A 23,564-nucleotide genomic window follows, 5' to 3' on the forward strand; every position below is an offset into this window, starting at 1 on the left:
TAATAATAGTTAGTGAACGATACCCCGCCTGAGGCAGTCAAAAATTACCGCAGATAAGAATTTAGTATTGATTAATTAAATATTTAGCCAAACTAGGTTTCTTTTGTACCTAGCATAAGCGTGATTTAAACTAACTTAAGCATTGATAATATGAGAACTTGAATTTAAATGGCAAAGAAGATCTGGTCATTGGCTATTTTATTGTTGGTGAGCTTTGTAATTACAAGCAACTGGCACAGAATACCATCGATCGCTTCTAACAGTTCAGCTCAAAATATAGAGCGTTCAATAGTTATTGGCTATAGTAATTGGGCTGGATGGTGGCCCTGGGCGATCGCCGAATCGGAAGGATTATTTGCCAAACACGGAGTTGAGGTAGAGCTGAGATGGTACGACGACTACACTAAGTCGCTGGAAGACTTAGCTGCGGACTATATAGATGGCAACTGTCAAACCCTCAATGATACGCTCAGTTTTGCGGTAGATGCTGTTAAAGGTGAAGTGGCAGTTTTGGTCAATGACAATTCAGCTGGCAACGACAAAATCATTGCTGAGGCAGGAATTAACGCAATTAAAGATTTAAAAGGCAAGCAGGTAGCGATCGAGGCTGGGGTTGTAAACGACTTTTTATTAACTTTAGCCCTGGAACAAGCAGGAATGTCGCGCGACGATGTAGCAATTATCGATCTGGAGACGGGGGCAGCACCTACTGCATTTGCCGCAGGGCAAGCAGATGCAGTAGGTGCATTTCCCCCTTTTTGGCTGACTGCTTTAAAACGAGACGGGGCAAAAGAAATTATTTCTTCTAAGGCTTTTCCTGGGGCAATTCCCGATCTTTTAGTGGTAACTGAAGAGTTAATCAAAAAGCATCCCCAGCAAGTTCAAGCTTTGATCGATACCTGGTTTGATATTTTAGGCTTTATGTCTAGCCAACCGCGAAAAGCCGACCAGATTATGGCAAATCGAGCTGGGGTTAGCTACGAAGAATTTCAGCTATTTAAGTCAGGAACAAAAATATTTACTATTCAAGAAAATTTAGAAGCATTTAGTCACGGGAATGATATGAAATCTATGTCCTATGCTACCGACAAAATTATCGATTATCTGCAAAATAAGCTTAAAATCGTTGATAAAAAGCCAAATTTTACCAAGATATTTAATGATCGTTTTATAAAAGCCTATGCACTTCAATAATCCAACAGATAAATCTTCTGTTGAACAGAACCAGAAGCATATATGTCCTAAATGTAGTTTTGAAAATCATTCTGCTGCTGTTTATTGCGAAATATGCTTTTATCCCCTAAACGCCTTTAGACCGCCACTCAAAAAATCATCGCCAGCTACTAAAACATCCCAGCCTGAAAAAGTACCAGCCCAACCTTCAAATAGTCTAAAACAAGAACTTAAAAAACCAAGCGTGATTAGCGGTTTGTTTGTCTTAGGTTTGGCGATCGCGCTTTGGAGCAACTATTTTGTCAATCTCCAACCTAGATATTTAGCTTCCAATACCGAAGACCCAATTGCCTTATATGATTCGATGACCCAGGTAAAAGATGTACCTCAAGGGTTGTTTAGCTATGGAGGCGCGCTATATTTTGCTTCTCTAGTGGCTCACGGCATTAATGATGCGATGACTCAAAGCCATCCAGGTTTCGATTTAAGATACACCAAACCAAAAAATCAAGACCAAAGCTATGCTAACGGAATTAGAATGCTGTTGGATGGAGAACTCAGCTTTGCTTTTAATGGTCGGGCTTTAATTGACGCTGAATATTCTCAGGCAAGATTACAGGGTATCAGCCTCCAACAAGTACCATTTGCGATCGATGGCGTGGTTTTTTTTGGCAACAATAATCTTTCGGTTCGTAATTTGAGTTTGGATCGGGTAAAGGATATTTTTACAGGCGAAATTACTAACTGGCAGCAGTTGGGGGGAGCAGACTTACCGATAACTCCAGTACTCTTAACTCCAGAAAATATTGAAATTTTAGGTTTAAAAAATATTGCCAGCGTTCCTCAAGCAACTCAATACGTATCTAATTATACCTTGGCTATACGTAGAGTGATCGCTACTCCTGGCTCGATTTCTTTCGCTTCGGCTTCTTTAGTACAAGGTCAACAAGCGATTAAAGTTTTTGGTTTAGCACCAGAAAATTCAACTGAATACGTCGCCCCGTTTATCTCTGGACAATCTAATCTCGAACTATTTAAAAACGGTAGCTATCCCTTGACACGCCGTTTATTTATCGTAATTCGTCAAGATGGAACTCCCGATCAATTGGCAGGAAAAGCTTATATTCAAATGGTATTGTCCGATCGAGGTCAAAAAATAGTCAAACAATCAGGTTTTGTTCCTCTGTATGGAGAAGAATAGCCGATCTGATTTATCTAGTTGATATTGGTAACCCGTTGCTTAAATCAACAACGACTAAGATGCTTTTCCTGTTTGAAATAGACGACCAATAATTTCTTCAATAGGCGGATCGCTAACGCTTAAGTCTTGGATTTCTAACTGTGCCAGGATATGAGAAATAGTAGGGGTTAATTTTTCTCTGGGAATTAAAAATCGAACTTGTTGACCTTCAATCGATTCAATCTCCCCAAAATTTGCTAGTTCTGCCTCAGATAACGGCTGGGCTAACTCGATCTTTACCTGCCGATAGGGAGCAAAACGATCTAGTAAACCGTTTAGCAAGCCATCGTAAATCAATTGTCCTTGATGAATTAATAAAACGCGATCGCATAAAGCAGTAATATCTGCCATATAGTGACTGGTAAGTAGAATCGTAGCGCCATAGCGTTGATTATATTCTTGCAGAAATTGTCTTACTGCTACTTGAGCATTAACGTCTAGACCTAAGGTTGGCTCATCGAGAAACAGTACTTGAGGATGATGCAGCAACGCAGCTAATAACTCAGCCTTCATTCTCTCTCCCAAAGATAGCTTTCTGACTGGTTGATGTAGCTTATCTGCGACATCAAGCATCTGGGCCAGTTCGGCTAAACGCTGTTTAAAAACTGGATCGGGAATATTATAAACAGCAGCATTGATGCGCAAGGAATCTAAAGCTGGTAAATCCCAAAGTAATTGTTGTTTTTGCCCCATTACTAAACTAGTTTTCCGCAAAAACTGCGGTTGACGGCGAAAAGGAATATAATTTGCTACTCTTACTTCCCCCCCCGAGGGATGAATCAAACCTGTCAGCATTTTGAGGGTAGTAGTTTTTCCTGCACCATTAGCTCCTAAAAAACCAACTATTTCTCCTGGCTGAATCTGAAAAGATACGTTTTGGACAGCCTTAATTTCGCGGTATGTCCGACGAAAAAAGTGGGTCAAAGTACTTTTTAATCCTGGCTTTTTAATAGCAACCGGATAGATTTTGCTTAAGTTCTCGACGGCAATTATAGACACAATAAAAGGATAAAGGATGAGGAAATGATTAAATAGTAGCTAATGTAAACTAAGAGCTAAAAACCAATAAATTCGACCGTAGCTAATCAATAGCGATCGCTTTTAATTACAAGTAGTTAGGCGATAAAGTTCTCCGCCAATGCGGTAAAAGTCAAAGTGAGCATTGGAGTGAAAAAGTTCTGTAGGTAAAAGCTCACTTGGGTTAGTAGATGATAAGTCCCAACCAATGTCTTGTAAAGGAAGGGTTGCTAGCTGGTTATAGCTTTGAGGGTTTAGTTTGAGCTTGTCGGCAATCGCTTTTTTTGATTGATGACAATATTTGGTTAAAGATGACTGCACAGAAACTAATTGACCATTACGCTTAATCGTTAAAATAGCTTCTTCTGGTTCACGAGAAGATTTTGAACTGTTGTGATTGTCAAAAGGTAGGATCACTACGTAGTCAACATTGCCGTTTTCTGCCTGAAAACCCCGATTATCTTCTAAAGGATAGGCAGGAATAAAAATTGAATTATGATTGTTTTGCTTTGCTTCTCCTGAATAAAAATAATCCCGCTCTTTTTGGCAAATATTGATGTAAAAACTAGTAGTTTCAAAAGCATAAACTTCTTGATATGCCGCGCCTATTTGCTGACAAGTATGCCAGTCTGAGGTAGTTATAAAGGTATAGTCTGCATCGGAAGAGGCCCAAACATCAGCGATCGCCAAAAAATGGATAGTTATACTAACAGTACTAGCAACACTAGCAGTAATATACTTAATCTTGTTCTTGTTGACTGATTTTTCGATCATGTGCTAATGAACAGTTACTACTGAAGTTGATGCCAGCTATTCAATTTGACAATTTTATTTGACATCTTAAGTTTCTCGCCTCAAATTAGCAATATGCCTCTGGTTGTAGTTGTCTGACTGACGATTATTTTTAATCTTGGCGATCGCGATTAGAGCCAATAATTAATTATTTTATCGGACAGTCATTTAAAGCTTAATCACAATCCAGACATTTTTGTTCAAATCTGGCTTAGTAAGTTAGTCTCAAGCAGGAGCGAGATAATTAGGAGAATATGCGGTAAACCGTATTTTACTTGGATTTTTGGCTATTCTACAATAAAGAATATAAATCAAAATAATTAATATAACTGATTTTTCGAGATTTAGTCATCTCGTTTATAAATGTAGAGAGGTTGAGTGAACGTTATGGGTTTTTTTGATTCTCAGGTAGTCCAAGAAGAAGCCAAAAAATTATTTGATGATTATCAGTCGCTGATGAAGTTAGGCGGTGAATACGGCAAGTTTGACCGTGAAGGCAAGAAAATGTTTATCGAACAGATGGAACAGTTAATGGATCGTTATCGTATATTTATGAAGCGTTTTGAGCTTTCCGAAGACTTTATGGCGCAGATGACTGTTCAACAGTTAAAAACTCAGCTCAATCAATTTGGCATGACTCCTCAACAGATGTTTGACCAAATGGAATTGACCCTCAAACGGATGAAGTCGGAGATTCAACCATAATCTCGGTTTTTTAGTTGAATTAAATTTGGTGGTTTTGGGCTTTTAAGTCAAGACTTGCTAAAAGCTCTCATATTGGTCAACTAAGGGGGAGAAAACTGAGAAGCCGCAGGAAAATATTTGACTGGCTCATTTTCTAAAGCTTTGAGCATAAAAGAACGCCAAACAGGAGCAGCAAAGTCTCCTCCCGTAATCCCTTTGCCCATACTTTGATAGTTATCGTTACCTACCCAAACCGCCGTTGCTAGCTGAGGTACATAGCCCACAAACCAAACATCTCGCTCAGAAGATGTAGTTCCTGTCTTCCCTGCTGCGGGACGACCGATATTTGCTTTGACTCCAGTTCCTCCAGATTCTAAAACGCCTTTTAACATTGTGTTTAAGCTAGCAGTAGCCCAAGGATCTAAGACTTGTTGAGGGTTAGGAGTATTATCTAGTAAAATATTTCCTTTACTATCAGTAACTTGCAAAATAGCTGTGGTTTTGGATTGCCAACCATTGTTCGCAAAAGTGGCAAAAGCTCCCGCCATTTCTAAAGGAGTAACACCAATTGAACCCAAGGGCAAAGAAATTACTGGCTGCATCGGACTCATTATTCCTAAAGTACGGCAAATTTCGATGACTTTTTCCAATCCGATAGCTTTACCCAGTTTAATCACAGGAATATTACGAGATTGAATTAAGGATTTGGCAAGAGACATTCTACCGCCAAAATCTTGTGGACCGCCATAGTTTTGAGGTCGATAAATTCCTCCAGGGATAGAAAAAGTTATGGGAGAATCATCAACTATAGTACCTGGACTATATTTTCCACTTGCCAAAGCAGCATAGTAGACAAATGGTTTGAAAGAAGAGCCAGGCTGTCTGCGAGACTGAACAGCGCGGTTGAACTGGCTAGATTTATAGTCAACTCCTCCTACCAGTGCTTTGACAAAATGAGTTCGAGGATCTACTGCTGCCAAGGCGACTTGATCTGCTCGTAAACCCCAACCTAGCAGCATCTTGTGATTCTCTTGAACTGATTCTTCAGCCATCTTCTGAAAGTCCATGTCAATTGTCGTTTGGACTCTGATGCCACCCCGCAATATTCTTTCCTTACCAAAACGCTCCTCTAATTCTTGGGTAACGGCTTCGGTAATAAAAGGCGATTTGCTGCTACGCCAGGCAGTAGGTTTTCCGACCAATAAAGGAGCTTTAAGCGCAGCTTGCTCTTCTTCTGGCGTAATCCAGTTGAGAGTCCGCATTCTGGCTAATACCGATGCCTGTCTTGCTTTAGTACTGCTATAGTTCAAAAATGGGCTATATTGCTCTGGTGCTTGAATTAAGCCAGCTAATACCGCAGCTTCGGCAAGATTCAGCTCATTAGCACTTTTGTTGAAGTAGCTTTCAGCAGCAGTTTGAATACCATAGTTGTTGTGACCCCAATAGATATTATTCAGATACATTTCTAAGATTTCATCCTTAGAAAAAACCTGCTCTACTCGAATTGCTAAGATTGCTTCTGCCAGTTTACGGCTAAAGGTACGTTCACTAGTTAGAAAAAGATTTTTAACCAGCTGCATGGTTAAGGTAGAAGCACCCTCAGAAACGCCACGTTCTTGGTAATTGGTTACGGCTGCACGAGCAACACTATAAGGATTTAATCCTTGATGACGATAAAAATTACTGTCTTCGATCGCTATTACGGCTAGCTTTAATTCTGGTGACATTTGCCCTAAAGAAGCAATTTCTCGGTTGGCTTCACCATGCAGACTAGTCATAAGTCTACCTTTGATGTCATAGATATAGTTGGTTTCTGCGGGAATATAATTACGCAAAACCCTAACATCAGGAAGGTTACGAAAACTAAACGCCAAGCCAACTAAACCGCCCGCTGCAACGGCACTAGTGATCATCGTAATACCCAGTACAGTACCTCCGGCAGCTTTTGTCACTCCAGACAAGAATGACATGAAGCTCGCCTGAGTTTTTTGAGATTCTGGTTTCTGCAACATGATTTCAGAAGACACGATGTTTTTATTTCCTCCAGAGAGCATTACTAATAAACTGAGCCAATTGTAGGCTACTGTAATTAGACAAAAAGTCAAGCAGAAATTAAATCATAACTTTATCCTAGTAATTTGCGCTTTATCTAGATTATCTTCGTTTATTTGCCCTAAAAAAAAACCTCGGCTGACTAACCGAGGAATTTAAAATTCAGGAGAAATCTCAATGTTGACTAGCGATCGCAGCTAGTTAAGTCCAGTTTTTCACCTAGATCCATCATTGATTTATTGAAGGACTACTGCACAAAACCTAACCCGTTATAACCAGCTGCTTCTACTAAGACATCATTCACTAGTTCGATCTATCACGACATAATCGTGAACCTAGCAGCCTATAAAATGTATTAGGTGCTAAAACCATTGACTGCTGTTTTTAACAGCAAACTATAGTAATCAAAATAGTAAGTTGTGTTGTTTAAAGACTTAAACAGCCAACATCTTTAATTTATGTAAATTAATGTAACAAAAAAATCATATATTAACAAGGTAGTTCGGATCTACACCGAGCAAGACACGTTGGCAGGTAAACTACTACTACTCCATAAACTATTTCACGCTTGGGCCAATGATTATTGCAATTACCGCTTTAAAAGGAGGGGTGGGCAAAACCACAACCGCAGTCCACTTGGCTGCATATTTCCAGTCTTTAGCACCAACACTATTAATTGATGCAGATAAAAATCGTTCTGCACTAGTTTGGTCAAAAGAGGATAAATTACCCTTTTATGTAGCATCTCAAGCGGGTGCGCCAGGCTTGATTAAGAAATTTACCCATATTATCATTGATACTCAGGCTAGACCAGAACCAGAAGAATTGGAAGATTTGGCTGCTGGTAGCGATATGTTAATTTTGCCGACAACTCCAAATCATTTAGATTTGGACACGACAGTTAAAGCCGTTGAGTTGCTGAGAACTTTGGATGCCAACTACAAAGTTTTGCTGACTAAAGTTGACTCCCGCACTAAAAATGCTAAAGATGCTAAAAAGTTTTTGTCAGACGCACAGCTACCAATATTTGAAGCCGAAATTCCGTTATTAGTCGCTTTTCAACGATCGCCCAGTCATGGTGTTATCGTTAAAGACTATCCCGATCCGCGATCGCATATTGGTTGGAATCAGTATCAGGCTGTAGGTCATGAAATAGTCAAGATAACCTCTTAGTCTTGTCTGCTACTACCATTGTGTGTTGATAATTGGCTTAGAGCCTTTAGCTAGTCAGCCTTGCGAGCAATAACGGCGTAAAAAGGATCGCTTCCGGCTAAACCCAACATCTGTAAAAAGCCAGGTAAAGGAGATTGATGCACTATTACCTCTGGTTTAGTAAAACCATCAACAGACTGGAAGTACTGTTTTACCAGATTTACTCGATCTGTATCTGTTCCATCTCGCCAAGCGGCGATCGCTTTTTGATAGAACATACGGTTAGAAAAGCTAATAATTACTACACCATCAGGTTTGAGTACGCGATAAATTTCTGATAAGACAGCTTCTGGATATTGCAAATATTGGATTGAGACGGCAATTAAAACCGCATCAAAATCAGCATCTTCTAAAGGTAGTTTGGGGTTTTGATTGAGGTTTTGCCAAAAATAATCGTCTAATCTCGGGTTTTTGGCTAATTCTGCTGCATTCATCCCATGCCCTTCAACATGAGCAAACTCTACGTCATCAGGTAAGTGAGATACCCAACTACTCATTAAGTCCAATATACGAGTATTCGGCTGTAGCTGTTCTCGATAAAGATTGGTCAGGCGATCGATGAACCCTTCATCTACATGAGTTACTAATCGCGGAGAATCATAAAAGTTAAGATCGTTAGTATCATCTAATTTAGATCTTTGCTCTGGGCGCAGCATAGGTAATATATTTAATGGTTGTATTTAATCGATTTAAATTCTATCGCTTTTTTAGGGTTTAGAAAATTGCTTTTTACGAGGATTTTGAAGCAATAATTGAGCCTAATTGAGTGTAACCAGCATTTAAAAGCTAAAAGCGAATAGCGAATAGCTAATAGCTAATAGCCCTTCGGGTATCTCCTACGGAGACGCTTCGCGAACAGCATTTGCGACGGACGCGAAGCTAATCCTTTAGGGCATCGTCCAAAGGTGTCCCTGAACGGATACCTCTACGCATATACCATGCACGGGAATCCTTTAGGGAGTCCTTTAGGACTGCTTCAAAAAAACGTAGTCTATTCAACTGAAAACAGCTGTAATTGAGCGAATAATTTAAAGAAAGTGCAGGATATTTATAGATCAATTGCTAGCTTTTCTCTTCTTACCTAACTGCTGGGTTAGATGAGTTGTTATTATGCGATTGGTAATTATTGAAAACTTTATATTTTATCAACAAGTTATATATTAAATTAGCAACAGAAAAGTTTTTTAAGTTTTACAAAATAACTCTTGATTGTGGCAAATAGCAAGGTGTCATACTACTATATGTTACTAATATTTGAAAATAATATCATCGATTAACTTACAGAGCGACTTGGTAATATTGCAATTCTAAAACGGTAGTTGAGTTAGGAATTATTAAAAGATGGCAAATCCCGAACATTTAGCATTAATTGAGCAAGGTGTTAACGCCTGGAATGAATGGTATAAGCAACACCCAAAACTCATTCCCGACTTCTCTCAAGCCAATCTTAGTAATCTTAATTTAAGTGAAATCAATTTAAACCAAGCTAACCTTAAACAAGCTAATCTAGCTAATACAGATCTCAGTAAAGCTTCGTTAGTCAATGCCAATTTAGAAAGAGCGAATCTATTAAGAGCAAATCTGGCAGGTGCTAACTTTAAAGACGCAAACTTAGACTACGTAATTTTTTTTCAAGCCATTATTAATCGCCAAACGGCGCTCGCCAGTAAAAACCTTAAAGTTTACAAAATTGTCAACAATCAAGTTGAAAACAAAAGTTTTTCGGGCATAGATCTGAGCAATTCTAATCTATTTCGTGCCGATCTTAGCGATGCTGATTTAAGCAAGGCTAAGTTAGTTAATGTCAACTTTAATAGTGCTAATTTAAGCAAGGCTTATCTTTATAAAGCAGATTTAAGTAATGCTAATCTCCAAAATGCTGACTTGAGCAACGCCTATTTTAGTCAAGCAAATCTTACTTTTGCCTATCTTGGTGGCGCGCTATGTTATGGAACATATTTTAAAGGTGCAGACTTAAAATTTGCCAATTTGAAAACGGCTGAGTTTAGTGACAAAACTATAATTGATCTCAAATGGTATTCTGTTTGGGAAATAGTTAACCGTGGTGCAGTTAAAAAGAATCTTAGTGGTGCAGATCTAAGTAATGCTAATCTCCAGGGAGTTAACTTTGAAGAAGCAAATTTAACTAATGCTAAGCTAAATCATGCTATTTTAAGCTATAGTAATTTGAATCGTGCCAACTTGACTAATACAGAGCTTGTCGGGGCAAATATCTGCGGGGTAGATTTGAACCAGGCTAATCTTAAAGGGGCTAAACTAAAATCAGTAATTAGCGATCGCCGTACTCAATTAGCAGATGCAGCAAGTGCCAAAACTAGTCTCATCGTAAAAGAAAAACCAATAGCGATTGAAGCAGTAGCTGCAACACCTGCCACCACAACAATATCAAGTAACCAGAGTAATTTAACTAAATCAAGCAAGAATAAGAATAATAATCTGATTATTGGAATATTATTGTTAGGAATTATTGCTTCAATTGCTGCTATTGGATATATATTCTTTAATCAAAATTTAAACTACCCGTGGCCAGAAAAGTTGCAGCTTCGGCAAGAAAAGCTTAAATAATTGATTAGTTATAGCAAAAAAGTGCAGTAAGCCTGTAGTAGTAATAGTAGTAGTAGCTCAATAAAAAAAATATTGGGTTTAGCTACGCCTGCTTTGCAAAGTCTTGGTGCGTAACTAAATCCTGTTAATGATCGCGATAGCTATTTCAAAATTATGCCGAGACGATTAAATTTAAATTAGTCGTTTTCCCAATTATCATCAGAAATTAAATCTCCAATAGGATCTCTTAAAAGATAGTCAAATCTTTCTAATTCGCATTCAACTGTAACCCATTCACGAGCAGGAATATATTTACAAAGAGTATATATGGACTGTTGACGACTAACAACACCTGTTTCAATCAGCTGTCGAGCTTCTTCTTTGAGGGTATCAATAGAATAGCTAGGAGAAACGGAGTAGTATACAGTAGCAGTACTCATGTTTAATCACCGAATAAATAATATTTAATTTAAATCTCTATTTATAAATATAAACCATCTGGCAGATTATTAATAACAAAATATCCTACTTTGCTGTATCCAAAGTTACCAAAGTTATCATAATTCTAGATAAAACTATATCTAAAAATTTAATTATCTAGTTGCTAAATTGCTCAATGCTGCTTAAAAAGCAGAGTTTTAAAATCCAAAATTACTTTGAGACTTAGATGCTAGGGTATTTAAATCATGACAAAACAAAGCGGATAAAGCGATCGCCTGAGCCTGCTCCATTTGACCATAGCTAAACACCCAGGGTAAGTGTGAATCCATAATGCTTTTAAACCATTCCAGTACATAAGGACTGCCATAAATCACTATTCCTACAGCTAGTCGATTTGTCAGGAATTGCTGATATATTTGCTTTGCTTTAGTCGTTAAGCCAGCCTTACCCCGAAAAGGATTACCCCGAATAAATACCTGTAACAAAGTAGGGCGCGAATCTAGCAGGATGTAGTCAAAGGTATTAATATCTACTATTTGTCTTTGGTAATTAAATTGTTGTGGAATAGCAACAGCAGGGGAATTAAGATCTAAATAGGTTGCATTGAGTACATCGTCTACCACGATCAAATTACGTCCGTCTCGATCTTGGTCAGTAATCAATACTGCTTCACTAGTTTGTAACGAATCTTGTAGAATTGCATCAACTGTTAGTCTGGCTTCTGGGTTAGATAATTCTAAAGCCGATTCGGCGGTTAAGACTCGGGTTTTGGCTTGCCAAATACGCGCTAAAGACTGCTGAATACGCTGCTCGGCGATTCGTCCTGATGTTACCGCAGCGTAAATTGACGCGATCGCTACTTCAGGGTTGTCGGGCATCAATAAAATATCGCTTCCCGCTTCAACTGCCATCACTGCTACTTCTTCGGGAGAAGCATATTTAGTTATTCCCCCCATGATTAGAGCGTCGGTAACAACTAATCCCTCAAACCCCAGTTGCTTTCTCAGCCGCTCCGTAACAATATTAGCAGAGAGAGTAGCGGGCTTGTGCCGATCCCAAGCAGGAATTAATAAATGAGCCGTCATAACGCTATCTACGTCCGCAGCGATCGCCTGTTGAAAGGGAGGTAATTCGATCGCTGCTAGTCTAGATTCTGTATGGGGGATAGAAGGTAAATCCAAATGAGAGTCCGTCGCGGTGTCTCCGTGACCAGGAAAATGCTTGGCTGTGGTTAAAATAGGATAAGATTTAGCACCATTAATAAACGCCGTAGTAAGAGCAGCAACAACTTCAGGGCGATCGCCAAAAGCTCGGATATTGATTACAGGATTATCAGGATTATTATTGACATCAACTACAGGAGCAAGCAGCCAGTTAATTCCTACTGCTAAAGCTTCTTGAGCCGTTATTTTACCAATTTGAGTAGCATACTGTTGCGCCCGACTCCGATTCTGCTGATAAATAGCACTCAAGGCCATTGGCGGAGGAAACCAAGTCCCTCCAGGAAACCGCTGTCCAATACCTTCTTCAACATCGGCGGCGATTAATAGAGGAATCTTTGCCCAATTCTGTAGCTGTTGCGATCGCGCCTGCAATTCAATGCTGCTTCCTCCCAAAAGAATCACTCCACCAAGGTTAAATTCTGTGAGCCACTTTTTGAGTTGAGCATTATTGGCTTCCCAAGCAGGATAACGAATTTGATGATCGAACAGATAACCAGAAGCTCGAACAACAATCATTTGAGCGATCTGCTCTTGGAGAGATAAACTTTGCCAATCTCTAATTCCCAATTTTCAATTCCCAAGCTATAGATCTGCGTCCTATTCTACTGTCTCTGGTTTATCTTGCCGCTCCTGACTAATTTTACTCAGCAGGTTCAACATATTGTCTCCTCTTTCTAATGAATCCTCCAAAAATTTTACTGTGGGAATTCTTCTGAGCTGCATACGACTACCCAATTCCTTACGCACAAAATTTGCCGAAGACTCTAATCCCTCCATAGTCTCTGCTCTAGCTTCTTCCGTACCATAAATGCTGACAAAGATTTTAGCGTGCTGTAAATCCCCTGAAACATCAACATCAGTAACGCTAACCATTCCAGCACCGACGCGATCGTCTTTGATTTCGCTGAGTAACATCTGGCTGACTTCTCGCTTAATTAAGGCAGCTACGCGAGCCACACGACGACTATTAGCCACAATTTTTACCTCATCATAATAACTTTGGAGATGCAATTAAACTGTCTGACAATTACACCACCCTAAATTGTAGCTAAACCTTACCTAGTTAGAAACTAGTAGTTTTTTAAGTTTTTAATCTCCTCATAAGGCTTTTATTTGGCTAGTTGTGCCAGGATGCTTGACTGCGGGAAAGTCATTTTTGGGCTTTCTGACAATAAATAATCTAAGAATGTTTCCGCAATTACCGACAATTTTTTCCCCGCTAAATGAGACACAAACCAACGACGTCTAATTGGAAAGTGTTGAAAATCTAAAATTGTTAATTCTCCTGATATTCCCTCAGAAATTAGACAATGTTCCGACAACACTGATATTCCTAATCCACCAGAAATAGCCTGTTTAATTGCTTCGTTGCTGCCCAACTCTAGCTTTACTTTGACCGCAATATTATTCTGAGCAAATAATTGGGCAATAGCTTCTCTCGTCCCCGATCCCTGTTCCCTCATAATAAAAGGCTGATCGTTCAACTCTTTTAAATTAATATTTTTCTTCGAGGCTAGAGGATGATCTTTTTTAGCTACTACTACCAGGGGATTATTTAAAAAGGGTCTGCTGGTTAAATCTATATCTTGATGCGGATTACTAACCACATACAGATCGTCTTTATTCATTTGCATTCGCTCTTGAATTTCTTGATGGTTAATCACTTTAAGCGCAACATCAATCCCTGGATAATTCTGGCAAAAAGAACCAAGTAGTCTGGGAACAAAATATTTGGCAGTGGTAATGACAGCTAAGTTTAACTGTCCCTGCTTGGTTCCTTTGAGATCGGCTATCTTGATTTCAAAATTATTTAGGTTTTCAAAAATCTCCTGGCAAGTGCTCAGCAATTCTTGCCCTGCATCGGTTAAATATAGACTTTTACCAATTTGTTCAAATAGAGGGAGTCCAACCGATTTGGTTAACTGTTTAACTTGACTGGAAACAGTTGGTTGAGTAATTAGTAACTCTTCGGCGGCGCGAGTAAAGCTGCTATTGCGCGCTACTGTCTCAAATACCTTTAATTGATGTAGAGTTGCTGGAATCAAAAGTTGACACTCCTGAATTTACTTAGTAATTATCTTGTTATTTATCATATACAAAAATCAATGTATTTTGATTAAATCATAATTTAAAGTTTATAGATGCTAGAAAATTCCACTGGCTAAATCAGCGGATTTACCATAGCCGTATCGATTATTGGCTGAGATTTAGTAGCGCATACTCCCAAACTAAACGAGGCTGGACATAACTAAGTAGGCATTGTCGAGTTTTTTCCCAGATTGCCATCAACTGAATCTGTTGATTTTGTCGCCAATAATAATATTGCAGATAATCTACCAACCATAGTTGAGTTTGCCCATCTAACTGAGTAGAAACAGTTTGAGCTAAATTGAGAGCTTCTAAAGCCGTCTTAGGCGATCGCTTTAACTGTTGCAGTAGATCATTAGGAATTGCCTGTAGTTGGTGCCAAGCTGCGATCGCTTTTCCTGGACTGCCTTGAGCGATCGCAATTAGTTCAGGATGTTCTAGAATTGCTTGGTAACCTTTAAGTTCTAATACTGTTGTTAAATGGGTTTGAGATAGGCAACAAAACTGGATGCGTTGACAGCGAGACACTAAAGTAGTCAACAGAGAATCTGTATCTGGAGCAATCAAAACCAGGGTAGAGTTTTCAGGCTCTTCGAGAGTTTTTAATAGAGCATTGGCTGGTGCTTCTGCCATAGTTTGAGCATCTTCTACTACCACAACTTGTCTGCTAGCCTCTAATGCAGGACGATTCAGAAACTGAGTAATATAACGAATTTGTTCAATGCGAATTTTGGGTGGGGTTTTGTATTGCAAACCTTGTTCGGCAGCTTGCTCAGCGGTGTATAGTTCGCCTTTACTAAGATAAGTGGGTTTAACCCAAAGCAAGTCTGGATGATTGCTCTGTATTCTTTTGAGCGCAAGTTTTTGCTTTTGCACCGACAAATTAGTAGTTAACAAAAGCTGTGCAAAATTACTGGCGGCAATTGTACGCCCAATACCTGGTGAGCCACAAAATAAATAAGCTGGTGCAATCCTGTTTAGCTTAACAGCCCGTAAGAGCAATTCAACTGCCTTTTCCTGACCTAGTAAACCTTGGAAAGCATTCATCTTCAAATTTTGCTGATTTAAATAATCTAAATGCAATAAGGTTGCAGCGTGCCTAGCAACTCTTTGGAAAAATGGCTTTAATTATCATTCTCCATCATCATCAATCATCGCCGGATCGATTAAGGTGATGTCGAAAGGATCGTCTGGGGGAATAGTAGGAAAGATATCGTATTCTCGATATTCATAAACTGCTTCTACCTGAGGTCCAAAAACAACTTTATCGCCGTTTTTGAGGTCGTGAAATCTCACCTTCTTGCTATTAATCAATAACCCATTGACGCTGGTTTTTCCTTCCGAATTGCCGTCAATAATCCGATAATAGTTGCTATCTTCTTCCTCTCTCTTAATTAAGGTGGCATGATGACGAGATACAAACTGAGATTGCAGTACGATATCGCACTGTCCACCTCTCCCCAAAGAATAAGTTGCATTTTGAAGACGAATCTCTCGATGGCCTTTGCCATCAGTAACAATTAAAACGTGTTCTTCACGGTGTTTTACAGGTTTTGCAGTCATGAGCCAAGTACGGAGTCACCGATTTATTGTAACTAGCTTTGCTTATTTAATTAATCGCAGCGATAAATCATCATAACCAACAGATTAATTTAGACGGTTTTCTATCTTAATGCCAGCCTAACCCATAAAGTTGGCATGATTAATCTAGTGGCGATTAAAATAACTTTATGGTCAATTGTCTTGGCAAGTTTACCTATATCTAAATCTTCAATTTGCGTGGCTGTCTAGTCAAAATAAAATAACGTAACGATTTTTCTCTGTTCTTCTGCTTCCTGACAAGTCTTTAATAAAGTATTGCTGTCGTGAAAAGCAAAGCAAATTAACTGCTGACAACGAGAAATAATTTCACTATTGCACATAGCACTAGCCTGACCTAATGATAAATGATCGTTCTGAGAATTTTCAATTAGGTGAACGACCTTCTCTAGCTGCTTTTTAGATTCTCTGGGCTGGCGAGATAAGCTTTGAGGCAAAATTACGGTCAATAAATTTGATTCAGCGCGCATTGCACCTTTAATAGCTGCCGAATTAGTTCCAATAGCCCCAGAAGTAACTAATCGATTTCCTCCCAAGACCAAAGCATAGCTCATCATTTCTATTAACTGCTGGTGCATTAGTGGTACATGGCGAGAACCTAATAACGCGATTCGCTTAGAACCAGTTTGTTGTAAGGCTGCTAGCTCTTGGGTTAATGTATCAAGGCTTACGTCACTTGTGGTTATTGTGTCTAGTGGTTGTTGGCTCAATGAATAAATATTTCGTGTCTAGTCTTAACGCCAGTAATTGTAACAAATGATTGTCGGCTAAAGCGATAGCCTGTGGTAAAACTTTATTTTCCAGCTCGAAGCTTAAAATAAGACTAGGCAATACTGCCTCTTTTTCGGGCTTCTTTATAAGATGTACCGACGTTGCGTAAACCCGCTTTGATTAGCTGTTGTTCTAATAAGCCAAAAAAGCGAGCGCGATCGCCTCCTCTAACTACCGCCTGATTATGAGCTTCAGCTAATGCTACGGGATAACCATAACCTTTTTGTACTTGAGCCAGCACAATACTTAAAGACTGCTCAAACAAAGCCTGGTCTTCTACTACCCAAGCAGGAACTTCGATTCGAGCGATTTCTGCACCGACATTGACATAGCAGAAGTGAACTCTTTGGGCATCTTCGTAAAGATCTAAAATACGCAGATTGCTACGATATAAGGGGCTTCTTTGTCCTGGTTGCAGCTGATTTGCCCAAAAGGTTGAGTCGCGTAAAGAGTCAATTTTCTGACAGGGATATTTATCCAACAGATCGCTACAGTGAACAACACAGTTAGGATGCTCATGCTCACAGGTATGCAAACGCAAAAAGTTTAATCCTTCGGTACTTCGAGAAGCACTGACGTAGCCCATCATCGGAATATTTGTTTCTCTCAGGCGTTCACAAGAAGCCAGAATTGGCGGAAGAATTTTATCTCTTGCTTCTACGGGCAAACCATCTAAAAACCAGTAAATTAGCGAGCCATCAACCAAAGCCAAGTTAGGTACGTCATGATGTTCTCCTGGAGGTAATACCCAGTTACAGGCCATTTCTGCCAACATCTCAGCTTCCGAGACAGTGCGTCGATAACCCATCCATTCTTCTAAACGAATGCCCCATTGCCGAGATATATACAAATCTTCAGTCTTGTAAAAAACTTCGGGCAGGCTATCCAACAAAGGGTGCAGACTCTGTCCATAGTGGATCATAATCTGACCGATATTAATCAAATAGCAGTAGGCAATTTCATGATGAGAAGGAGAAATTTGTGAACCATCCGTAGCAAAAACGCTGTGGCTATAGGGGGCTGGTTCAATATCAAAACACCGATCCAAGGGTTCAATGGGGGTAGCAGCGGCAAAGATCAGGCGATCGCGAAAATCAGTTTGATTTTGAATCAATTCTGCCTGTCTATTCGATGCTTGTAACTGTAATTCCTGAGCATATTCCAGTCTTTTGCCAGAAGCGATCGCCTCCTTGTGCATATGTTGGCTGATACCAGGAATTTGTCCCGCAATTTTGGCCAGATCTAACATGATTGTTAATGATTGATGGATAACAGCAGATCGCTAAATCTAAACCCATAGTAAGCCGAGCCACAGGCAAAAGTCGATTCAATGATCATATTTTTGTATTTACATACAAAGCAAATTTAATTCCAGTTTCCAATCAAGGTAAATGATGACCAAAAGTAAGGATGATCGAGAGTTAGAGTTCCATCAGGAAAATCATCTGGAAGAGCTAAACCTTGGCCATTGGATAATTGAACTTGCCGATTATCTACTTTCACATTACCGCGCAGCATCTCTAATTGAGTTTGACGTAATGCTTCGGCTTTGATTAGAGTAGTTCCCAGCTGATCGTAAAACTCTCCCATTAAAGCTAAAGTTCCTAAATCACTAACATACCAAAGACTTGCCAAAGCAGATTTCACGCCTGCCTGTACCGCCAAGCCAGCAAAACCTAATTCGGCTTCTTCATCCCCTAAAGCAGTTTCACAAGCACTCAGTACCAACAACTCTATAGGACTAGCATTAGTATTCCAACCAAGCTCATCAGACAGTTCTTGTAGTTGAGGTATTTTTAGCTGGTCATCGTAAAACTGAATGTATGAATCGCTCATGTCGCCAGCGTCAAACTTTGCATGAGTGCCTAAGTGAATGATCGAAAAGGGTGTTGGGCGACTATTTTGAGCCACAAAGTTAGGAATAGTAAATTGCTCGTTAAGAAATAATTCTCCCTGACGAGGATTACTAATGATGGTTTTTAATTCAATGGGCATAGTCGGCAAAGCTGGTTGTTCGCTAAATTCCGATGCTCCCATAGCCAGAATAGAACTCTGCTCTGGATTTACATAACGAGTATCTGTTAAACCAAAACTAGGAACTATTCCCATGGCGTACTTTTCAATCAAGAATTGCTCTCCATCGTGAAGTGCTGCTATAGGTAATAAACGCAAACCTGAATCCATGGAAAAAACTAAAACATCAATATTATTAGCTTCTAATTCTGCCTCTATTGGTTCAATAATAACTTTGTACAGTTTTTGAGCAGATGACATATAGTTAGTTTGATTTAACTTTCTAATATCACTAATTTCTTGCCGAAATTGAGTTGCGGTTGCCACCAAATCTTGGCGAGATGTATCTTCAACAGTCTTACGGATGGTTAATTTGGGTTGAGGTGAATTGACGCTATTTAGGTTGGACGATGCCACCAGAGAGTTTTTAGCACTAGCCTGACTTTGGTCAGGTAAAACTACAAATGACTCTAACTGATTGGATTGAAGAGATATATTGATAAATGCCGGTTTTTTACCTGTCTGTTCGGCTAATTCGCCTAGCCTACGCGAAATTTGCTTAACTGAAGGTACTGTTCCATACAGCTGTAACCCAGAAGAAGAGATTAACTGAGTCAATTGAAATTCCTCTTGCATCATTATTGCCAGTTCGCTTCCAGCATCCTGAAATTGAGCTTCATAAGCAACGCGGTCTAACTGTCCGAAGTCTGACTCGGAACTTTCTTCAACTTCTTCATCTTCAGATGGCTCGTCTTCTGCTTCTGCTTCTGCTTCTGCTTCAGTTTCTTCGGTAGGTTCTTCTTGAACGATCTCGTCTTCTGCTTCTAAGGAAGCTCCGACATTTTTTGTTGGGTTTTCGACTAATTTTTCAACAATCTCATTTGTCTCAGCTACATCATTTAAATCTTGTGTATTTTGAGCCTCTGTACCTGTTACAGCGTCGGCTTCAACAGGTAATTCTTCCCCATTTAAAGTTGCTGGTTCAGAATTGGAACTATCAGGAGGGGTCACTGAGTCCCCCGCCAGATTTTCTCCTATATTAGCGTCAGGGTCAATTTCTAACGTCGTATCTTCGCTAGAAACACCGCTTTCTTCTACGGGTACTTCTTCGGTAAGAGTATTGTCATCGTCGGTAGTTCCCTCTGCTGGGGGTTCAGATATCATTGAATCGGGACTGGGAAGAGTAACATCGGACATATTGCCTGACTGGGCTCGAACTGATTCTGTGGCCAGTAGCATCCAAGTCAATACTAAAAATATTTTGATTGATAATAGAGGTAATCTCATGTTTTTATTATGCTAAAGTCGATTTTAAAATGAAAAAGTATATCCAAAGCCAAAAACAAATCTAGTTCCATCTCCAGCCGAACCAGTTACATCCGTGATAGCAGGAACGATTACAAGCGGTAGCTTTTTGAATAGAACAATAGGAACACCGAGGGTTAAATCTTGACCAGTCCATTCTGCTACTAAACCAACAGGTTGAATAACTTTAATCGCTAAGCTACCAAAAACTCCTATGGTTTCGTTGCCATCGTCAATATCGGACTCGGAACGAAATTGTCCACCCCCTGCACCCAAAGTTGTATATATTTCGCTGAATGGTTTAGTTCTATCTTGACGCAGCGGAAATCTTTTGGTGACGACACCATATACGGAAGAGCCTCCATCAGTGTTGCCCCAAGTAGTCAATCCTTGAACGCCAAGCGCGATCGCAAAGTTTTCTGGTAAACGACGATGTAGCTTAAGATTGATTGCCCCATCATCGAATGGCGCACTCAAGTCAACTAAACTGATTCCTATTTGTGCGCCAACGCTTTTTTGCGGATTTCCTAGACCAAAACCCAAACCAATTACACCATCAGAATCATCCTGAAAGCGCACGCGCTCTTGCAACCCCAATCCAATCCCGGCATTGCCCCAAAATGCTCCATACGCTGATGGATTAATAATAGTAATGCTTGGGGATGCTTGGTAGGGTTCTTGAGGCAAGGGAATTAGCAACGGTATTCGTTTGGGTTCAAATTGTTCTCCTGCTGAAGGTTGACGGCGTAAAGAAGGACTACCATTTTCTGAAGTTTCAGCCGCAACGCTGTAAGCAGATCGATCATTGTTAAATGGTCGAGACTGAAACTGAAATTCCGATTTGGTAACCGTGACTTTTTTGACTGGTCTAGTATTTAATGAAGAAAAATGTTTGGAACTACCAGCTTGAGCATCATTAGCCTTCAAAATGATTACAGTACTTAGCAGAACAGTTTTAAGGCAATATAAGAGGGACTTTGACTTTCTTTTCAACGGCATTTAAGCACTATATTTTTTAAAATATTTCTTAATGTTTAATTGATGATCGACTGTTTAGCTGTTTGGCAATTTAGATTAATTACCCAAAATATTAAAAATTTTAATTCAACCAAAATGCCTGTCAGTCAATAGTGGTCGAATTAAGTTCGCCAAGCTAGCATATTGTTTGAAGCGGTCTTACCAAGGCCACCAAAGAGTTTGATAGGGTTCGTCATCAAAGCTATAGATGCCTCTAACCTGCAAAGCTTTACATTCTATTGGTTTTTTATTGTCCAAAACACATCCAGCATCATAATTTGGGTTGACGCTAAAAAGCTTTTGGCTGGTTTGAGCAAGGCAGTCTTGAGCCTCTCGATCGACCAGGCAGACTACATTCTCTTTTTCGCTGATTTCCGCCTTGAGATATTTTGCCTGTTCTTGCTGGTAAGAAGCCTGTAGTTTGACAGCGGTTTGTTGACAAACTTTTTCTCCCGATTGTTCTGGGAGCAAGTATTCGGAATGCCAACTCATCAAAGGTTTTAGATTTACTTGTCCTGGAGTATAGGCAAACATGGTTGGCACATCACCTTGCGTAGCACAGACAAATACTGATTCAGACGATTTTTGAGCTGCATTTTCTTTAGCATGAAGTGGAACTGCGGTTAGTGCGATCGCACAACTAATAAAAGCAGTAGACAAATATTTTTTATTCATTCAGTGCTACCAGGTATTAAGATTTTAAAGCTAGATTTATTTGCTTTCAGTATATTTAACTATATTCAAATCGCTAATTGTTATTATTTCACTAAATATATTGTCACAAGCGTAAATTTTTGATAAAGACTGGCAATTTAGAGTAATTTTTTAATTAGCTTTTAGCTTAAAATAACTATTTCATGTCGTAGCCAAACAAATTAGCATTTACCTCCACTAAATCAATATCTCCCAGACCGTATTCTTGCCAGCGTCTGGTGACCATTGCCGCTACATCATCATCAGATTCTAAAGGTTCGCCCCACTCATGGTTGATTTCAGGAGGGATTTTAGTAGTTGCATCGATACCCATACGTCCACCAAGTCCAATTTTTTCACTGGCAAAATCAAGAGTATCAAAAGGTGTATCAGGCAGAATAAAAACATCGCGAGAGGGATCTACCTTGGAACTAATCGCCCAAACTACCTGACGAGGATCGCGGATATTAATGTTTTTGTCTACCACAATGACAAACTTAGTGTAAGTAAATTGGGGTAAGGCACTCCAGAAAGCTAAGGCTGCTCTCCTCGCTTGTCCAGGATAGGCTTTATCAATCGAAATAATTGCTGCTTTGTAGCTTAAAGCCTCCATCGGTAAAAAGAAATCAACAATTTCCGAAACTTGCTGGCGCAGGATTGGAGTATAAATTCGATTAAGAGCGATCGCCATCATTGCCTCTTCTTTGGGCGGACGACCACTAAAAGTAGTTAAATAAATTGGGTCTTGACGATGGGTAAGACAATGAAAACGGACTAGAGGAGAATCTTCAACACCGCCATAGTAACCCATGTGATCGCCAAAAGGCCCATCAGGTAGCATTTCGCCAGGGGTAATTGTTCCTTCTAGGACAAATTCTGAATCGGCGGGTACTTCTAAATCGATGGTTTTGCACTTAGCTAGTTTTACGCCACTACCACCATACAGCCCGGCAAACAGCCATTCTGAAAGATCTACAGGAATCGGGGTTGCTGCTGCCATAATAATCATCGGATCGACTCCTAAAGCGATCGCAATTTCTAGTTTTTTGCCTGCTTCTGCTGCTTTACGCAGATGTCTAGCGCCACCCCGAACCGACAGCCAGTGAACGGTCATCGTATTTTTGGACTGTAGTTGGAGACGATATACGCCAACATTAGGTGTACCTGTCTCAACGTCTTTAGTGATGACCAACCCCAAAGTAATAATCTTACCTGCATCTCCCGAATAGGGACGGATCATCGGTATTTTGTTTAGATCTACATCCTCTCCTTCAATTACTATCTGCTGGCAGGGCGGAAAGAAGTCTCTGCCTGGTTTGGCTTTGAGAACATCAAATAGTACCTTGCCAAAATCTACTGCCTGCTTAATTTTTTTTGGGGGTTTAGGCTGCTGTAACATAGCCAGTTTCGACCCCAAAGTTTCTAGCTCTTCTGGAGTTTCCATGTTCATTGACCAGCAAATACGCTCTACCGTTCCCATAAGGTTTACCGCTACGGGAAAAGGCGATCCTTTGACGTTTTCAAACAGTAATCCAGGCCCTCCTGCCTGTAACATACGATTAGAAATTTCGGCAATTTCTAACTCAGGATCGACTAACGCTGAGATGCGCTTAAGCTGTCCTCTTGATGCCAAGATTTTAATAAAACCCCGTAGATCTCTAGCCATGTTAAGAAATATA

At 39.8% G+C, this 23,564-nt stretch carries 21 protein-coding genes; 5 read left to right on the forward strand and 16 right to left on the reverse strand.

Going from position 1 to position 23,564, the window contains the following annotated elements; genetic code table 11:
* Positions 1-168 precede the first annotated feature (168 nt).
* Both V6C71_15415 and V6C71_15420 read left to right on the forward strand, forming a co-directional pair.
* Positions 169-1,194 carry an ABC transporter substrate-binding protein gene (locus V6C71_15415; protein HEY9769857.1) on the forward strand — a complete coding sequence of 342 codons (1,026 nt, stop codon included), beginning with the start codon at positions 169-171 and terminating at the stop codon, positions 1,192-1,194.
* On the forward strand, positions 1,181-2,374 hold the full coding sequence (locus V6C71_15420) for a substrate-binding domain-containing protein (GenBank protein ID HEY9769858.1): 1,194 nt from the start codon (positions 1,181-1,183) through the stop codon (positions 2,372-2,374). Before V6C71_15415 ends, V6C71_15420 begins: the two co-directional genes overlap by 14 nt.
* A gap of 54 nt (positions 2,375-2,428) precedes the next feature.
* Here the strand turns inward: V6C71_15420 and V6C71_15425 are convergent, their stop codons facing one another.
* Together V6C71_15425 and V6C71_15430 are read right to left on the reverse strand one after the other, a co-directional pair.
* Positions 2,429-3,337, reverse strand: a complete 909-nt coding sequence (locus tag V6C71_15425) for an ATP-binding cassette domain-containing protein (protein HEY9769859.1) — start codon at positions 3,335-3,337, stop codon at positions 2,429-2,431.
* Between the two features lie 177 nt (positions 3,338-3,514).
* Positions 3,515-4,204, reverse strand: a complete 690-nt coding sequence (locus tag V6C71_15430; GenBank protein HEY9769860.1) for a hypothetical protein — start codon at positions 4,202-4,204, stop codon at positions 3,515-3,517.
* Positions 4,205-4,609: 405 nt separating this feature from the next.
* Here V6C71_15430 and V6C71_15435 point away from each other — a divergent pair, with 405 nt between their 5' ends.
* Positions 4,610-4,927 (forward strand): DUF1825 family protein, encoded by a 318-nt coding sequence (locus tag V6C71_15435; GenBank protein HEY9769861.1) that lies wholly within the window; start codon positions 4,610-4,612, stop codon positions 4,925-4,927.
* 80 nt (positions 4,928-5,007) lie between these two features.
* On the opposite strand, the gene V6C71_15440 is transcribed toward V6C71_15435, so the two are convergent.
* A complete protein-coding gene (locus V6C71_15440; protein HEY9769862.1) occupies positions 5,008-6,933 on the reverse strand; it encodes a penicillin-binding protein 1A in 1,926 nt (641 codons plus the stop codon).
* A gap of 601 nt (positions 6,934-7,534) precedes the next feature.
* Here V6C71_15440 and V6C71_15445 point away from each other — a divergent pair.
* Positions 7,535-8,131 (forward strand): ParA family protein, encoded by a 597-nt coding sequence (locus V6C71_15445; GenBank protein ID HEY9769863.1) that lies wholly within the window; start codon positions 7,535-7,537, stop codon positions 8,129-8,131.
* Between the two features lie 50 nt (positions 8,132-8,181).
* Here the strand turns inward: V6C71_15445 and V6C71_15450 are convergent, their stop codons facing one another.
* Positions 8,182-8,826 carry a class I SAM-dependent methyltransferase gene (locus V6C71_15450; GenBank protein ID HEY9769864.1) on the reverse strand — a complete coding sequence of 215 codons (645 nt, stop codon included), beginning with the start codon at positions 8,824-8,826 and terminating at the stop codon, positions 8,182-8,184.
* 685 nt (positions 8,827-9,511) lie between these two features.
* Here V6C71_15450 and V6C71_15455 point away from each other — a divergent pair.
* Positions 9,512-10,756: a pentapeptide repeat-containing protein gene (locus tag V6C71_15455; GenBank protein HEY9769865.1), complete on the forward strand. Its 1,245-nt coding sequence runs from the start codon at positions 9,512-9,514 to the stop codon at positions 10,754-10,756.
* Between the two features lie 176 nt (positions 10,757-10,932).
* Here V6C71_15455 and V6C71_15460 read toward each other — a convergent pair whose 3' ends face one another.
* From V6C71_15460 to V6C71_15515, 12 genes are all read right to left on the reverse strand, one after another.
* Complete coding sequence (locus V6C71_15460) at positions 10,933-11,175, reverse strand: DUF4327 family protein (protein ID HEY9769866.1); 243 nt, start codon at positions 11,173-11,175, stop codon at positions 10,933-10,935.
* A gap of 198 nt (positions 11,176-11,373) precedes the next feature.
* Positions 11,374-12,966, reverse strand: coding sequence for a glycoside hydrolase family 3 N-terminal domain-containing protein (locus tag V6C71_15465; protein HEY9769867.1), 1,593 nt, complete (start codon positions 12,964-12,966; stop codon positions 11,374-11,376).
* A gap of 30 nt (positions 12,967-12,996) precedes the next feature.
* Positions 12,997-13,374: a 30S ribosome-binding factor RbfA gene (rbfA, locus tag V6C71_15470; protein HEY9769868.1), complete on the reverse strand. Its 378-nt coding sequence runs from the start codon at positions 13,372-13,374 to the stop codon at positions 12,997-12,999.
* Positions 13,375-13,508: 134 nt separating this feature from the next.
* The gene (locus tag V6C71_15475; GenBank protein HEY9769869.1) at positions 13,509-14,444 is read right to left on the reverse strand and encodes a LysR substrate-binding domain-containing protein; all 936 of its coding nucleotides are present in this window, start codon (positions 14,442-14,444) and stop codon (positions 13,509-13,511) included.
* A gap of 148 nt (positions 14,445-14,592) precedes the next feature.
* The gene (locus V6C71_15480; protein HEY9769870.1) at positions 14,593-15,534 is read right to left on the reverse strand and encodes a DNA polymerase III subunit delta'; all 942 of its coding nucleotides are present in this window, start codon (positions 15,532-15,534) and stop codon (positions 14,593-14,595) included.
* A gap of 84 nt (positions 15,535-15,618) precedes the next feature.
* Positions 15,619-16,050 carry an FHA domain-containing protein gene (locus V6C71_15485; GenBank protein HEY9769871.1) on the reverse strand — a complete coding sequence of 144 codons (432 nt, stop codon included), beginning with the start codon at positions 16,048-16,050 and terminating at the stop codon, positions 15,619-15,621.
* 224 nt (positions 16,051-16,274) lie between these two features.
* Positions 16,275-16,772, reverse strand: a complete 498-nt coding sequence (locus V6C71_15490) for a DNA recombination-mediator protein A (GenBank protein HEY9769872.1) — start codon at positions 16,770-16,772, stop codon at positions 16,275-16,277.
* Positions 16,773-16,909: 137 nt separating this feature from the next.
* Positions 16,910-18,106, reverse strand: a complete 1,197-nt coding sequence (locus V6C71_15495) for a DNA double-strand break repair nuclease NurA (GenBank protein ID HEY9769873.1) — start codon at positions 18,104-18,106, stop codon at positions 16,910-16,912.
* Positions 18,107-18,222: 116 nt separating this feature from the next.
* Entirely contained in the window at positions 18,223-20,157 is a 1,935-nt protein-coding gene (locus V6C71_15500; protein HEY9769874.1) for a CHAT domain-containing protein, read from the reverse strand.
* 24 nt (positions 20,158-20,181) lie between these two features.
* Positions 20,182-21,102 (reverse strand): hypothetical protein, encoded by a 921-nt coding sequence (locus V6C71_15505; protein ID HEY9769875.1) that lies wholly within the window; start codon positions 21,100-21,102, stop codon positions 20,182-20,184.
* A gap of 249 nt (positions 21,103-21,351) precedes the next feature.
* Positions 21,352-21,867 carry a COP23 domain-containing protein gene (locus V6C71_15510; GenBank protein ID HEY9769876.1) on the reverse strand — a complete coding sequence of 172 codons (516 nt, stop codon included), beginning with the start codon at positions 21,865-21,867 and terminating at the stop codon, positions 21,352-21,354.
* 175 nt (positions 21,868-22,042) lie between these two features.
* Positions 22,043-23,551: a UbiD family decarboxylase gene (locus V6C71_15515; GenBank protein HEY9769877.1), complete on the reverse strand. Its 1,509-nt coding sequence runs from the start codon at positions 23,549-23,551 to the stop codon at positions 22,043-22,045.
* Positions 23,552-23,564 lie beyond the last annotated feature (13 nt).

The organism is Coleofasciculaceae cyanobacterium, assembly GCA_036703275.1.
Taxonomy (GTDB): Bacteria; Cyanobacteriota; Cyanobacteriia; order Cyanobacteriales; family Xenococcaceae; genus Waterburya.

What these genes read in the sequence shown, in the direction of transcription:
- V6C71_15500 (HEY9769874.1), bottom strand. Translation starts at nt 20,157, where the DNA reads ATGAGATTACCTCTATTATCAATCAAAATATTTTTAGTATTGACTTGG.
- V6C71_15435 (HEY9769861.1), top strand. Translation starts at nt 4,610, where the DNA reads ATGGGTTTTTTTGATTCTCAGGTAGTCCAAGAAGAAGCCAAAAAATTA.
- V6C71_15485 (HEY9769871.1), bottom strand. Translation starts at nt 16,050, where the DNA reads ATGACTGCAAAACCTGTAAAACACCGTGAAGAACACGTTTTAATTGTT.
- V6C71_15430 (HEY9769860.1), bottom strand. Translation starts at nt 4,204, where the DNA reads ATGATCGAAAAATCAGTCAACAAGAACAAGATTAAGTATATTACTGCT.
- V6C71_15515 (HEY9769877.1), bottom strand. Translation starts at nt 23,551, where the DNA reads ATGGCTAGAGATCTACGGGGTTTTATTAAAATCTTGGCATCAAGAGGA.
- V6C71_15510 (HEY9769876.1), bottom strand. Translation starts at nt 21,867, where the DNA reads ATGAATAAAAAATATTTGTCTACTGCTTTTATTAGTTGTGCGATCGCA.
- V6C71_15450 (HEY9769864.1), bottom strand. Translation starts at nt 8,826, where the DNA reads ATGCTGCGCCCAGAGCAAAGATCTAAATTAGATGATACTAACGATCTT.
- V6C71_15445 (HEY9769863.1), top strand. Translation starts at nt 7,535, where the DNA reads ATGATTATTGCAATTACCGCTTTAAAAGGAGGGGTGGGCAAAACCACA.
- V6C71_15455 (HEY9769865.1), top strand. Translation starts at nt 9,512, where the DNA reads ATGGCAAATCCCGAACATTTAGCATTAATTGAGCAAGGTGTTAACGCC.
- V6C71_15415 (HEY9769857.1), top strand. Translation starts at nt 169, where the DNA reads ATGGCAAAGAAGATCTGGTCATTGGCTATTTTATTGTTGGTGAGCTTT.
- V6C71_15420 (HEY9769858.1), top strand. Translation starts at nt 1,181, where the DNA reads ATGCACTTCAATAATCCAACAGATAAATCTTCTGTTGAACAGAACCAG.
- V6C71_15480 (HEY9769870.1), bottom strand. Translation starts at nt 15,534, where the DNA reads ATGAATGCTTTCCAAGGTTTACTAGGTCAGGAAAAGGCAGTTGAATTG.
- V6C71_15460 (HEY9769866.1), bottom strand. Translation starts at nt 11,175, where the DNA reads ATGAGTACTGCTACTGTATACTACTCCGTTTCTCCTAGCTATTCTATT.
- V6C71_15495 (HEY9769873.1), bottom strand. Translation starts at nt 18,106, where the DNA reads ATGTTAGATCTGGCCAAAATTGCGGGACAAATTCCTGGTATCAGCCAA.